Here is a 13,829-nt window from a genome sequence, read left to right as displayed (position 1 = left end):
CGCCCCTGCGGCGTCGGCTTCGCGGCATCGTAACGCGCGTAGATGTCAGAAAAACACCCCTCTCGAAGCCGTTATCGATTCGAGGCAAACGCTGTCTGAACTCAGACTCTTACCCCGTCGCACAGCCGGATTTCGATGCGTGCACGATTGGCTTACAAGCGTGTTGCGCCGGACGGCCGAGCGGTTCCCGAGGGGCCGCTCGGCACGTTCGGATCACTGAGCCGCGTCCAGCAGGGCCGCTGCCGTGAACAGCTCGACACCCACCGTGATCGCCGACTCGTCGGCATCGAAGTCGCCCTGGTGCAGATCGCGCACCGTGCGCTCGCCCGGGGTGCGGACGCCGAGGCGGGCCATGGAGCCGGGCACGTGCTCCAGGTACCAGGAGAAGTCCTCGCCGCCGAGGCTCTGCTCGGTGTCCTCGATGGACTGGGCGCCGCGACGGGCGGTCATGGCGTCGCGCAGCAGGTCGGTCACGTCCGCGTCGTTGACCACGGGCGGGACGCCGCGCACGTAGTTGATCTCCGACTTGGCGCCGTGCAGGTTGGCGACCTCGTCGATGGCGGCGACCACGAGGTCCGGGGCCTGCCGCCAGGCCTCGAGGTCGAGGCAGCGGACGGTCCCGGAGAGCTCGGCGTGCTGCGGGATGACGTTCGGGGCGTGCCCCGACTCGATGCGGCCCCAGGTCACGGCGAGGCCGGAGCGGGAGTCCATCCGCCGGCCGACGAGCGCGGGCACGTCGATGGCGACGCGGGCGGCGGCGGTGACCAGGTCGGTGGTCAGGTGCGGGCGGGCGGTGTGGCCGCCGGGGCCGTCGAGCGCGACCTCCAGCCGGTCGCAGGCGGAGGTGATGGCGCCCTGCCGCAGACCGATCCGCCCGGCGTCCACCCGGGGGTCGCAGTGCACGGCGATCATCCGCCCCACGCCCTCCAGTACTCCACAGTCGATCGCGTCGGCGGCGCCGCCGGGCAGCACTTCCTCGGCCGGCTGGAAGACCAGGCGCACGGGCCGCGGGAGCTTCCCCTGCTTGTGCAGCTCGGCCAGGACCAGGCCGGTCCCGAGCACCACGGTCGTGTGCACGTCGTGACCGCAGGCGTGCGCGCGGTCCGGCACGGTCGAGCGGTACGGGCACTCACTCTTCGTGTCCGGGATGGGAAGGCCGTCGATGTCGGCGCGCATGCCGAGCATGGGCCGCCCGCCGTCCCACTCCCCGATGTCACAGACGAGCCCGGTACCGGTGGCGAGCACGCGAGGCCGCAGGCCTGCCGCCTCGAGGCGCTCCTTGATCGCCGCGGTGGTACGGAACTCCTGGTTGCCGAGCTCGGGGTGCATGTGCAGGTCACGACGGAAGGCGACCAGTTCGGCATACAGCGCCTCGGGCAGCGTGCCGTCGAGCACCGCTTCCCCGGCGAGATCGACCTCGGACTCTGGTGACATCAGTTGCTTCACCCTCTTAAGCGTAGGACGCCGGGGTGGCCAACTGACCCTCGATCAACAAAAGTTCAGCCCCCTGAGGGGAAGAAAATCTGGCCGCTCGACGCTTGGGCAAGGGTCGTGATGGGTATACCTTGCCTTTCTCTACGCATACCACGCCCCGCGCCTGTCCGGTGGTTCCGTTCCACCTGTCGGGACCACACTGTGGGAGACAGGGGCTAGTAGGGTGCGGGCCCGTGAGCTCCGCGATACCGGGCAGCCCGGATTTCCTGCATGCCACCCGAACCTCGTACGACGCGATCGCCCGCCCGTACAGCGAGCAGTTCGCCGACCATCTGAGCGGCAGACCGCTGGACCTGGCCCTGGTCACCGCCTTCGCCGAGCTCGTCCGTGCGGCCGGTACGGCCCCTGTCGCCGATGTCGGCAGCGGGCCCGGTCATGTCACCGCCCGGCTCGACGCGCTCGGGGTGCCGGCCTTCGGGGTCGACGTGTCGCCCGGCATGGTGGCGCTGGCCCGGCAGGCGCATCCCGGGCTGCGGTTCCACGTGGGGTCGATGACCTCGCTGGACCTGCCGGACCAGACGCTGGGCGGTGTGCTCGCCCTCTACTCGATCATCCATGTCCCGGACGATCACCTGCCGGGGGTCTTCGAAGAGTTCCGGCGTGTGCTGATGCCCGGCGGGCATGTCCTGCTGGCCTTCCAGAGCGGTGCGGAGGACGGGCGGCTGCACCTGGAGGAGCGGTTCGGTCGCGAGATCTCGCTGGACTACTACTGGCGTACGCCGGATGCCGTGGCCGAGCAGCTGGTCAAGGCGGGGTTGCGGGTTCAGGCGCGGGTGCTGCGCGAGCCTGCCGAGGACGAGGCGCGGCCACGGGCCTTTTTGCTGGCCCGCAAGGGTGACTGATCGCTCCGCGGGTTGTGCGGCTGTGGGTTGTCCCTTCGGGGCGCGGCCTCAGGCCACCGTGACGGCCGACAGGCGGGTCACGTCCCTCGCCGTTCCCGTCACCCCCGACAGGAATCCCTGGGCCCGTGGTGAGGCGTTCTGGGTGAGCCACTCGGGGTCGATGTCGCACACCGCGACGCGGACCTCCGTGCCCGTCAGGGCCAGCGGGAGGGTGTGGACGACCGTCGAGGGGAAGCTGAGGATGGTGCGGCCGATGGGGCCGCGGCGGGCGATCAGTTCCAGGGGGAGGTCGGGGCGGACGATCTCCAGGCCGGTCTCGGCGGCCAGTCGGTGGAGTTTGTCGGTGCTCTCGCGGCGGTGGGCGAAGTAGCGGGTGGCGCCGTGGGTCTTCGCCAGGGTGCGGACGGCCTCCAGGTAGCGGTCGCCGTCCACCACGCCGGTCTCCACCAGCGAGGTGCCCACCATGTCGGCGCCCTTGGTGATGCGGGGCGGGCCGAAGCGGGCCCGGGTCCAGGCGAAGTCGTTCGCCGTCACCGTCACGCCCTCCGGCTTCTCGTCCATCGGCATGGAGGAGAAGATCTCCACGTGCCGCTTCGCGCTCGGGGTGAGCCGGCGGCGGGCGGAGGACGAGACGGGGGCGAAGATCAGGTCGCGGGCGCCGGGGCGGCCGCCCTTGCGGTGCCAGCGCACCAGGCGTTCGCCGCGGGCGAGCTGGGCGACGAACTCCATGGTCGCCGTGCCGTCGTCGACGACGACGAGGTCACGGGCCTTGGTGATGGTCAGCAGGAGTTGTACGTAGCGGGAGAAGGGGTCGCCCATCACGACCCGGCGGGCCCGCCGCAGCAGCGGTGTGAGGCCGCCGATGGTGTGGAAGGGGGCGCCCGGACCGCCGCGCGCCTCCTCCCAGCGGACCTCGTACCCCTCGTCCCGCGCCAGCTCGGCCATCCGGCGCAGCTGGCCGCGGGTCATGGGGTCGTTCGGGGACAGGACGACGAGGATGAGAGCCGGTGTCGTGCCACCGGCCGGATCGGCGCGCGGCGTCTGGTGCGTGCTGGGCGTCGCGCGCCTGGCCGGGGGCACGAGACCGGCTCCGCGCCCCGGGCCGGGTGCCTGCTGAGCCCCGAGGGCATGCAGGTGCGCCCACTCCAGCACGTTCAGCAGCTGTACCGGGCTCTCGACGAACGCGAGAGTGTGGGGGCCGGCTGACCCGGCGCGGCGGCTCATCCTACGTACGACCGTCCCGTCGTAGAGCGTTACAGGGTGTTCGGACCGTTCGGACTGTTCAGACCGAGACCGGCTCGCCCGCCGCGGCGGCGATCTCCGCCTCGGCGACGACGCCCGCGACGCGGCGCAGCTTCTTCATGGGGCCGAGCTCGGACTCGTAGACCCTCTTGACGCCGTCGCCGAGGGAGGCCTCGATGGTGCGGATGTCGCGGACGAGGCGGGTCAGACCCTGCGGCTCGACGGAGGCGGCCTGGTCGGAGCCCCACATCGCGCGGTCCAGGGTGATGTGGCGCTCGACGAAGGTGGCGCCGAGGGCGACCGCGGCGAGGGTGGTCTGCAGGCCGGTCTCGTGGCCGGAGTAGCCGATCGGGACGTTCGGGTACTCGGCCTGCAGGGTGTTGATGACGCGGAGGTTGAGCTCCTCGGCCTTCGCCGGGTACGTCGACGTGGCGTGGCAGAGCAGGATGTTCTCCGAGCCGAGGACCTCGACGGCGTGGCGGATCTGCTTCGGGGTGGACATGCCGGTGGAGAGGATGACCGTGCGGCCGGTGGCGCGCAGGGCGCGCAGCAGCTCGTCGTCCGTGAGGGAGGCGGAGGCGACCTTGTGGGCGGGGACGTCGAACTTCTCCAGGAAGGCGACGGCCTCGGTGTCCCACGGGGAGGCGAACCAGGCGATGCCCTTCTCCTTGGAGTACTCGTCGATCTGGCGGTACTCGTCCTCGCCGAACTCCACGCGGTGGCGGTAGTCGATGTAGGTCATCCGGCCCCAGGGGGTGTCGCGCTCGATGTCCCACTGGTCGCGCGGGGTGCAGATCTCGGGGGTGCGCTTCTGGAACTTGACCGCGTCGCAGCCGGCCTCGGCCGCGGCGTCGATCAGCTTGAAGGCGTTCTCGAGCTCGCCGTTGTGGTTGATGCCGATCTCGCCGACGACGTAGACGGGCTGACCGGGGCCGGCGGTCTTCGAACCGAACGTGCGCAGACGGGAGTTGGTGCTCATGGCAGGAACTGTCCTTACTTGTTTAGGGAGTCGAGAGAGGGGCCGAGGATCCAGCTGGCGATCTCTCGGATCGCGCCGTCGCCACCGGGGACGGTGGTGACCGCACGGGCGGCGCCGCGTACCACGTCGTGGGCGCTCGCGACCGCCACGGGCCAGCCCACGAGGGCGAAGCACGGGAGGTCGTTGACGTCGTTGCCGACGTAGAGCACGCGCTCGGGCGCGATGCCCTGCTCCTCGCACCACTGCTTGAGTGCGAGGTCCTTGCGGTCGATGCCGTGCAGCACGGGGATCTGCAGCTTTCGTGCGCGCGCGGCGACGACCGGGTTCTGCTCCGTGGAGAGGACCAGCATCTTCAGGCTGCTCTTGCGCAGCGCGGCGATGCCGAGCCCGTCTCCGCGGTGTACGGAGACGAACTCCTTTCCATCGGCGTCGATCAGCACCCTGTCGTCGGTCTGGGTGCCGTCGAAGTCCAGTACGACCGCGTCGATGTCGTCGGCGGTCGGGAGGGCGCCGGGCCGGTCGGCGTCGAAGAGCGGTGCCAGGGCCCGGGCCCGCGCGAGGTCGTGCGGGTCGTCGATCTCCAGCACCCGTGCCGGGTCGGTTCGTACGAGTTCGGTACGGCCGAAGAAGCGGTGCTGGTGCTTGCGGAAGCCGGAAGCGTCCATCGCGTAGGCGGCGCCGGTCTCCAGGAGGTCCTGGGGGCGGTCCTGGCGGCGGGGGCGGAAGGACTTGTCGTGGTTGACGCCGTAGCCGCCGCCGGTGGCCGCGTCGGCCTCGGCGACGGTGCCCGCGGCGACCTCGTCCTCGGCGTCCCGCCAGATGAACCCGTGGAAGGGGGCCACGGTCACCGCGGTGTCCGCACCGTTCTCGACGACCGCGCCGGCCACTCCGTCGATGTCCTCGCGGATGAGGAACGGGCTGGTGCACTGCACGAACACCACCACGTCGACGGCCGCGCCGTGCAGGGCCTCGTGGGCGTCCATGGCGTGCAGGACGGCGGCCTCGGAGGTCGCGGTGTCCCCGGCGATGGCCGCGGGCCGCAGCACGACCTCGGCGCCCGCCTGACGGGCGGTCGCGGCGATCGCCTGGTCGTCGGTGGAGACGACGACGTCCGTCACCAGCCGGGTGGCGAGACACTCCCGCACGGCACGGGCCACCAGCGGCACACCCCCGACGGGGGCGAGGTTCTTCGCGGGCACGCCCTTGGAGCCGCCGCGCGCGGGAATCACCGCGAGCACCCGGCGCACGGAAGCGCCTTGGCCCGCTTGCGGGTTGGACATGGGGACTACTCCTTGGGCTCCTTGCGGAGTCATCGGTGCGAACGCGGCGGGGCGCTCCGCGGGCTGGGCCGATGTGCGGCTCGGCCGCGGGGCCGCGCTGGGACGTCGGTCGTCTGCGGCGCCGTCGTGGTTGGTCGCGCTGTCCGGGGCGGGCAGTGCTCGCGCCGCAGCGTGTACGGCGGGCACGCCCTGTCCTGCCCCCGGGTGGGCGGTGCCCGCAACCCGCGCGCCGGCCGGCTGGAGCGCGCCTGTCTTCGCGGTGGACACCGCTCGTGCGACGGCCGCTTCCGCGGCGCCCGCGGTCGGTGCGGGCACGTTCGTCCTCTCGGCGCTCACAGCTCCCCCATCCGCCGTATGACAGGGGCCACCCGCTGTACGCCGTGCCGGTAGGCGCCGCGTGCCGCGCGGCGCACGATCTCGCGGACCGGGCCCGGCTCCTTGTCGTGGGCGGGGGCTCCGGGCAGCGGGCTGCCGTCGGGGCCGAGGTGGTGGCGGGCGAGGATGCCGGGCAGGTAACCGGGCGCGGTCGCCGGTGTGTAGTACGGGGCGAGCGGGGGCAGTTCGGGCGCCGCGAGCAGCTTGGCGATGCGCTCCCCCGCCACGTCGAAGGCGCTCTCGTACGAACCGTCCGTCGCGACGCCCTGCCGGGCCACCCACTCCTCGTCGGCCACCGGCCGGTGCCCGGCGTCCAGCTGGTCCCAGGAGGCGAGGCATCCCGAGCCGACGAAGTGGTGGTTGCCCAGGACCTCACGGATGCCGAGGTCGGTCAGGACGACCGTCGGGATGCGGCGGTGCAGGGACTCCAGCGCGGCCGTCGAGCTGATGGTGACCAGCAGGTCGGTGCGGTCGAGGACCTCGCCCATGTTCCCGTACACCAGACGGAAGTTGGCCGGCGGGTCGAGCCGCTGGACCAGCTTCTGGTAGGGCTGCTCCTCGATGTGCGTGGTGTGCTCGCCCGGCTTGGAGCGCAGCTTCAGCAGCACCTCGCGCTCGGGGTGCAGCCGGGCGTGCCGGATCAGCCGGTCGAGCAGGTAGACGCGGTCCTTGCGGCTGTCCGGGACGGACGGCTGCACGGCGAACACCACGGTGTACGGGTCGTGTTCGCCTTCGTAGGCCGCCCCGCCGAGGAACGGGAGTGCCACCTCGGTCACCGACGAGGCGTCGGCGCCCACTCCCTCGTACACGGCCCGGAAACGTTCCGCGTCCTGGCGCGAGTTGGCGAGGACGAGGTCCGCGCCGTGCCGCAGCAGGAGGCCGTCGGCGAGCTTCTCGTAGACGACGCCGACATAGCCGGTGACGACCACGGGGCGCCGCTCGCGGCCCTCCCACACGCGCCGCAGGCCGTGCAGCATCGCCTGTACGCCACCGCCGACGAGGGCGAGCACCACGACGTCGTACTCCTCCTCGGCCATCGCGCGCAGGAACTCGACGGCCGTGACCTCCCGGAGGGAGTCGGCGCGCACACCGACCTCCGCCAGCTGGCGGGCGGTGGGCGTCGCCCGCCCGCGCAGCAGGAACCCGCTCAGCTCGAGACCGACTTGCGCGGCCTCGCGGGGTGCGGCTTCCATGGACGGGCCCGGGGCGATACGAGCCGCGGTCAGCGCACCCCATTTCCAGCGGGTGTCGGAGTCCGCGAGCACGGCGATTCGCGTGGGCTTCGAGGTACTTGGTGGCACGACGAAGACGGTAAGAAGCAATTCCGAGGCGCGGCCCAACCGCACCTCAACAAAAAGTTAACAACACGCCGCCGAGAGCCGAACTGGCCCGCGAAATCCTCGGAGCTACAGGTGATGCACCGTTCCGACACATTGAGTTCACCCCCTGTACGGACACCGGAAAGTTACGCCGCCGACCTGCCTCTTACTCTTCTCGTGTGCCAAAGCTTTCCGTGATCGTGCCGTTCTACAACGTGCAGCAATATGCCCCGGACACCCTCAAAAGCCTTCGCTTGAACGCACAGCGGGATTTCGAGTTCGTACTGGTCGACGACCACTCGAAGGACGAAACTCCGGCGATTCTCGAACGCGCGGCCGAGGAACTCTCCGACGTGGCCCAGGTGCGGTATATCCGCCATGAGAAGAACGGGGGACTCGCCACCGCCCGCAACACCGGCCTGGACGCGGCGCAGGGCGAGTACCTGACGTTCCTGGACGGCGACGACTGGCTGGCTCCCGGCTACTTCGCCGAACTGGTCGCGGCCATCGAGGGGTTGGGCGTCGACTTCGTGCGCACCGACCATGTGCAGGCGACCGCCCGCGCGCGCAGCGTGAACAGGGTTCCCATCGGGCGCCGCTGGGAGGCGCTGAACCCGCGCGAGGCGATCCTGCCCGCCGACCGTTCGACCTCCGTGGACTACGCCTTCGCCTGGGCGGGCGCCTACCACCGCCGGCTCCTCGACCAGGGTCTGCTGCACTTCACCGACGGGCTGCGCACGGCCGAGGACCGGCCGTGGATCTGGAAGCTGCACCGCGAGGCGGAGTCGTTCGCCGTGGTGAGCCTGCTCGGCGTCTTCTACCGGCGCGGGGTGGCGTCCTCCCTGACGCAGATCGGCGACGTCCGCCAGCTCGACTTCATCCGCGCCTTCGACCAGGTCATCGAGGAGACGGCGAAGGACCCGGACGCGGACCAACTGCTGCCGAAGGCGGTGCGCACCTACTGCGCGATCATCGCCCACCACGTCTCGGACGAGGACAAGTGGGAGCCGTCGGTGTACCGGCAGCTGCGGGCCCGGAGCGCGGCCGCCATCCAGCGTCTGCCGCAGGACATGCTCGGCGACGTGCTCGAGACGATGGACCTGCACCGTTCCTCCAAGCTGCGGCGGCTGCGGCGCAGGATCACGACAGCGAAGGCGGCTGCCTGATGCCCCGTACCACCCGCATCTACTGCGTCTCGACCCTGTACGGCGCCGCCACCCTGGCCGCCGCGCTGGACTCGGACTGCTTCGAGGACGAGGACCGCAGTCTGCTGCTGGTCTTCAACAACTCGGCGACCCCCGAGACGACGCCGCCCGTCGACGAGATGCCGGGCTTCGAACCGCTGCGCGACCACTTCGACGAGATCCTGTCCTGGAACGAGGCCATCCGCCCCTTCCACCCGGGCGCCTGGACCCCGCGCCAGGACGACATCCCGCTCTTCGAGCGCTATCTGCGGCTGCTGTGGGGCCTGGGCGACGACCGGGTGGAGCTGGTCGTGGAGTCCATCCAGGTCGCCCCGGCGCTGACGGTGGCCCAGCTGTTCACCGACGCGCCCGTGCATGTGTACGCCGACGGCCTGATGAGCTACGGCCCCACCCGCAACAAGATCGACCCGCTGGTCGGCACGCGCGTGCGGCGGCTGCTCCACCTGGACCTGGTGCCGGACCTGACCCCGCGGCTGCTGACCGAGTTCGACGTCCCGGCGGAGCTCGTGCCGACCGAGGCGTTCCTCAAGGTGATGGGCGAACTCGCCTCCTCCGTCCAGGACCTGCCGGAGCTGCCCGACAACTCGGCGCTGCTGCTCGGCCAGTACCTGTCCGCGCTGGGCATCCTCTCCCCCGAGGAAGAGGAGGACCTGCACGTACGGATGATGCGCGGGGCGGTCGAGCGCGGGCACCGCTCGATCGTCTTCAAGCCGCACCCCACCGCGCCGGCTCGCTACAGCCGCGCGCTGGAGACCGAGGCCGGGAAGCTGGGCGTGGATCTCACCGTCCTCGACCTGCCCGTCCTCGCCGAGGTGCTGTTCGAGCGGTCGCGGCCGGCCCTGGTCGTGGGCTGCTTCTCCACGGCACTCTTCACGGCCTCCGCGTTCTACGGCCTGCCGGTCGCCCGCATCGGTACGGCACCGCTGCTGGGCGGGCTCACGCCGTACCAGAACAGCAACCGGGTGCCGGTGGTTCTCGCCGATGCGCTGCTGCCGGATCTGGAGGGCGGCAAGGGTGAGAAGACGCTGGCCGCGGACACGGTGGACGGGCTGCTCGACACGTTGAGCTACACGATGCAGCCGCAGATCTACCCGTCCCTGCGGGCGGCTGCGGAACGGTACCTCTCCAAGCATCTGTCCGTGCGCACCAAGCGGTACTTCAGACGGAAGCGGCTCACTGCGCTGGGGCTGCCCGGGGGCATCCCGGAGCGCCTGGCGTTCCTCCCCCGCAACTCCACGGCCCGCCGGGTGGTGCGCCGGGCGCGGGCGCTGAAGAAGGCCGTGGGGCGACAAGCGCCGTAGGGCGACAAAGGAGGGCCCGGCCCCCACGGGAGTGGGGGCCGGGGGAATTCTGAGTGAACGCAAGAAGCCAGGGCGACACTCAGGTGAACTCCCCGGGACCACGCGGCCAATCATGGTTTTCCCGGCCAAGGCGTCACTGTCATTCGGACTAATGTGCTGTGAAGCACCCGTGAGAGTGAGCGCCCAGCGAGGGGAATTCTGTGACCAGCACGACCGTCCGACCCGCGCCCGTCGCGTCGGCGCACCAAAGGCCGGCACGGACGCAGCCCCGCGAAACCCGGCTCCGCGCCCTGGACGGACTGCGACTGATAGCCGCGCTGATGGTGGCGGCGTATCACTACGGAGGCCGCGGCGGCGAGGTCACCAAAGCCTGGGGCGCCTCCGCCAAGCACGAGTTCCCCGCGCTGCACGGCTATTTCTCCTACGGCTGCCTCGGCGTCCAGGTCTTCTTCGTGATCAGCGGATTCGTGATCTGCATGAGCGGCTGGGGCCGGCCCCTGAAGTCGTTCTTCGCCTCCCGCGCCTCCCGTCTGCTGCCGGCCTACTGGGCGGCGATACTCATCGTGTCGGCGGTGTTCGCGCTGCCGATGGTCGCCTACAAGGCCCTGTCGCCGAGCGACACCCTGGTGAACCTGACGATGCTTCAGCAACCGCTGGGCGTGAACCGGGTGCTGGGGGTGTGCTGGACGCTCTGGGCGGAGATCCGCTTCTACGCGCTGTTCGCGCTGTGCGTCGTACTGCCCGGGGCGAGCCGTCGCCGCGTGATCCTGTTCTGCGCCGGCTGGACGCTGGCGGCGGCGATCGCGCAGGGAGCGAAGATGCCGCTGCTCGACATCGTGCTCATACCCGAGTATGCGCCCTTCTTCGTCGGCGGTGTCGGGCTCTACCTCGTCCACCGCGACCGGCGCGACGTCTACGCCTGGGGCATCGTGGCCGTGAGCTTCCTGATCGGGCAGCACTACGCAGTGCGCGGCCTGTGGAACGCGTCGGACCCGAACGCCTTCGCCCACCGCTCCTCGCTCGGCATCATCCTCATCGTCGCCTTCGGCTTCATCGCGGTCGCCGCGATCGCCCTGGGCTGGCTGAACTGGGCGAACTGGCGCTGGCTGACCGTGGCCGGGGCGCTGACGTACCCGTTCTACCTGGTCCACGAGCACCTGGGCTGGGTGGTGATCCACGCCCTGCACATCGGCCTCGGCCTGCCGTCGGCGGCGACCTTCGCCCTCACGGTCGCGTCGATGCTGCTGCTGGCCTGGCTGCTCAACCGCTACGTCGAGAAGCGACTGACGCCGAAACTGCGAGCGGCACTGTCCGGACCGCGCTGATACGGACTGATGACGCTCGCGCCGCTCAACACCGGGGATCAGTCGTCGCCGTCGAGGAGCGTGTCGACGGAGAGTTCGAGGCTGACGCCGACGGACTCGGGCACGGGCACGCTCTGGCCGCGCTTGTAGCGGAGGGGGGCAGGGTACTTACCCTCGGCGGGGCTGTTGTAGAGGAGCACCTCGCCATGCTTGCGGTCAGCGATCAGGTACGCCGGAATGCCGGCCTCGGCGTAGCACTCAACCTTGGTATAGAGGTCGTCGGACCAGTTGGAGGACGTCACTTCTACAACCAGGCGGAAGACGTTCGCGGCGTAGCAGTTCTTCCGGACAAGGGCGTCACGGAAGTCTTCGTCCACGACGGAGAAGTCCGGTACTGCGAAGTCGTCTGGCAGCGAGGGCAGCCACAGCCCGATTCCCTGAACGTACCGAAGCCCAGCCTTCCGAGCGCCCGCCCCTGCGAATTCCTCGACCAGCCAGGTCAACGACAGGGCGTGCGAACCATCCGGCGGCGGTGTCACGATGAGCCTCCCCTGGAGAATCTCCACGCGACGGCCGGGCAGTGCACGGGCAAGCAGATCGGCAGCTTCGCCCACAGTCAGCTCCTGCCGCAGTTCTTGCTGCAGTACGGCCATGGCGTCCTCCTTTTCGGGGCCCACTCTGTAACGAGCGTAACCGGGATCATGCGGATTCCGCCCATGATCACCCATACGGAGTAACCGCCCAGCTCAGAACGCGTCGCTCGGCACGTAAGTCCCCCAGACCTCGCGCAGCGCGTTGCACACCTCGCCCACCGTCGCCCGCGCCCGCAGCGCGTCCTTCATCGGGTACAGGACGTTGTCCTCGCCCTCGGCGGCCTTCTTCAGGGCCGCCAGGGCGGCGTCGACCGCCGGCTGGTCACGCTCGGCGCGCAGCTTCGCCAGGCGTTCCGCCTGCTGGGCCTCGATGGCAGGGTCGACGCGGAGCGGCTCGTAGGGCTCCTCCTCGTCCAGCTGGAAGCGGTTGACACCGACCACGACCCGCTCGCCGGAGTCGGTCTCCTGGGCGATGCGGTAGGCGCTGCGCTCGATCTCGGACTTCTGGAAGCCGTGCTCGATCGCGTTGACCGCGCCGCCCAGCTCCTCCACCTTGGCCATCAGCTCGACGGCGGCCGCCTCCACGTCGTCCGTCATCTTCTCGATGACGTAGGAACCCGCGAAGGGGTCGACGGTGGCCGTCACATCGGTCTCGTAGGCCAGCACCTGCTGGGTACGGAGGGCGAGCCGCGCGGACTTGTCCGTGGGCAGCGCGATCGCCTCGTCGAAGGAGTTCGTGTGCAGCGACTGGGTGCCGCCGAGGACCGCGGCCAGGCCCTGGACGGCGACGCGGACCAGGTTCACCTCCGGCTGCTGGGCCGTCAGCTGGACGCCCGCGGTCTGCGTGTGGAAGCGCAGCATCAGCGACTTCGGGTTCTTCGCGCCGAACTCCTCCTTCATCACGCGGGCCCAGATCCGCCTGGCCGCACGGAACTTGGCGACCTCTTCGAGGATCGTCGTACGGGCCACGAAGAAGAAGGAGAGCCGGGGCGCGAAGTCGTCGACGTCCATGCCCGCGGCGACCGCCGTGCGGACGTACTCGATGCCGTCGGCCAGGGTGAAGGCGATCTCCTGCGCGGGGGAGGCGCCGGCCTCGGCCATGTGGTAGCCGGAGATCGAGATCGTGTTCCACTTCGGGATCTCGGCCTTGCAGTACTTGAAGATGTCGGCGATCAGCCGGAGGGAGGGCTTCGGCGGGAAGATGTACGTGCCCCGCGCGATGTACTCCTTCAGTACGTCGTTCTGGATCGTGCCGGTGAGCTGGGAGGCCGGCACACCCTGCTCCTCGCCGACCAGCTGGTACATGAGCAGCAGCAGGGCCGCCGGCGCGTTGATCGTCATCGACGTCGAGACCTTGTCCAGCGGGATGCCGCCGAACAGCACCCGCATGTCCTCGACGGAGTCGATCGCGACGCCGACCTTGCCGACCTCGCCGTGCGCGATCGGGGCGTCGGAGTCGTGGCCCATCTGGGTCGGCAGGTCGAAGGCGACCGACAGACCCATCGTGCCGTTGGCGATGAGCTGCTTGTAGCGGGCGTTGGACTCCACCGCCGTGCCGAAACCGGCGTACTGGCGCATGGTCCAGGGGCGGCCCGTGTACATCGACGGATAGACACCGCGGGTGAAGGGGTACGAGCCCGGATCGCCCAGCTTTTCGGCCGGGTCCCAGCCCGCCAGGTCCTCCGGCCCGTAGACCGGTTCGATGGGCAGTCCACTCTCAGTGGATCGAGCACTGCCCGACTCGCGCGCCATGGTGTGATGCCTCCCGCTGAGTTACTGGCCAGTACAGACCGACCCTCCTGCGGACTGTAGCGGGGTGCGTGCAGTCGGTGGAGGGGAGCACGCTGGGAGCTTCCTCACAGCGGTTTTGCGGTCTCCGTCACAACCATGCCCCG

At 70.2% G+C, this 13,829-nt stretch carries 11 protein-coding genes; 4 read left to right on the top strand and 7 right to left on the bottom strand.

The window, feature by feature from the left end; translation table 11 throughout:
• Positions 1-213 precede the first annotated feature (213 nt).
• A complete protein-coding gene (locus tag ACFY1U_RS07715) occupies positions 214-1,434 on the bottom strand; it encodes a M20 family metallopeptidase (RefSeq protein ID WP_390693200.1) in 1,221 nt (406 codons plus the stop codon).
• Positions 1,435-1,667: 233 nt separating this feature from the next.
• On the opposite strand from ACFY1U_RS07715, the gene ACFY1U_RS07710 reads away from it, so the two are divergent.
• On the top strand, positions 1,668-2,336 hold the full coding sequence (locus tag ACFY1U_RS07710; protein WP_390693199.1) for a class I SAM-dependent DNA methyltransferase: 669 nt from the start codon (positions 1,668-1,670) through the stop codon (positions 2,334-2,336).
• Between the two features lie 48 nt (positions 2,337-2,384).
• Here ACFY1U_RS07710 and ACFY1U_RS07705 read toward each other — a convergent pair whose 3' ends face one another.
• The 4 genes from ACFY1U_RS07705 to ACFY1U_RS07690 form a co-directional block, all read right to left on the bottom strand.
• Complete coding sequence (locus ACFY1U_RS07705) at positions 2,385-3,560, bottom strand: hypothetical protein (protein ID WP_390693198.1); 1,176 nt, start codon at positions 3,558-3,560, stop codon at positions 2,385-2,387.
• A gap of 58 nt (positions 3,561-3,618) precedes the next feature.
• A complete protein-coding gene (locus ACFY1U_RS07700; RefSeq protein ID WP_390693197.1) occupies positions 3,619-4,557 on the bottom strand; it encodes an N-acetylneuraminate synthase family protein in 939 nt (312 codons plus the stop codon).
• A gap of 14 nt (positions 4,558-4,571) precedes the next feature.
• A complete protein-coding gene (locus ACFY1U_RS07695; protein WP_390693196.1) occupies positions 4,572-5,837 on the bottom strand; it encodes a cytidylyltransferase domain-containing protein in 1,266 nt (421 codons plus the stop codon).
• A 332-nt stretch (positions 5,838-6,169) separates the two neighbouring features.
• Positions 6,170-7,513 carry a DUF6716 putative glycosyltransferase gene (locus ACFY1U_RS07690; protein ID WP_390693195.1) on the bottom strand — a complete coding sequence of 448 codons (1,344 nt, stop codon included), beginning with the start codon at positions 7,511-7,513 and terminating at the stop codon, positions 6,170-6,172.
• Between the two features lie 197 nt (positions 7,514-7,710).
• Between ACFY1U_RS07690 and ACFY1U_RS07685 the strand changes: the two genes are divergently transcribed.
• The 3 genes from ACFY1U_RS07685 (at position 7,711) to ACFY1U_RS07675 (ending at position 11,362) form a co-directional block, all read left to right on the top strand.
• On the top strand, positions 7,711-8,697 hold the full coding sequence (locus ACFY1U_RS07685; RefSeq protein WP_390693194.1) for a glycosyltransferase family 2 protein: 987 nt from the start codon (positions 7,711-7,713) through the stop codon (positions 8,695-8,697).
• A complete protein-coding gene (locus ACFY1U_RS07680) occupies positions 8,697-10,037 on the top strand; it encodes an alpha-2,8-polysialyltransferase family protein (protein ID WP_390693193.1) in 1,341 nt (446 codons plus the stop codon). Before ACFY1U_RS07685 ends, ACFY1U_RS07680 begins: the two co-directional genes overlap by 1 nt.
• 200 nt (positions 10,038-10,237) lie before the next feature.
• Positions 10,238-11,362 carry an acyltransferase family protein gene (locus ACFY1U_RS07675; protein WP_390693192.1) on the top strand — a complete coding sequence of 375 codons (1,125 nt, stop codon included), beginning with the start codon at positions 10,238-10,240 and terminating at the stop codon, positions 11,360-11,362.
• Positions 11,363-11,400: 38 nt separating this feature from the next.
• Here the strand turns inward: ACFY1U_RS07675 and ACFY1U_RS07670 are convergent, their stop codons facing one another.
• Complete coding sequence (locus ACFY1U_RS07670) at positions 11,401-11,994, bottom strand: Uma2 family endonuclease (RefSeq protein WP_390693191.1); 594 nt, start codon at positions 11,992-11,994, stop codon at positions 11,401-11,403.
• 93 nt (positions 11,995-12,087) lie between these two features.
• A complete protein-coding gene (locus ACFY1U_RS07665; protein ID WP_390693190.1) occupies positions 12,088-13,686 on the bottom strand; it encodes a methylmalonyl-CoA mutase in 1,599 nt (532 codons plus the stop codon).
• Between the last annotated feature and the right edge of the window lie 143 nt (positions 13,687-13,829).

The sequence above is a fragment of the Streptomyces sp. NPDC001351 genome (genome assembly GCF_042896045.1).
GTDB lineage: Bacteria > Actinomycetota > Actinomycetes > Streptomycetales > Streptomycetaceae > Streptomyces.
The sequence above is the reverse complement of the archived record's forward strand: the minus strand, read 5'-3'. Positions and strand labels throughout refer to the sequence as shown.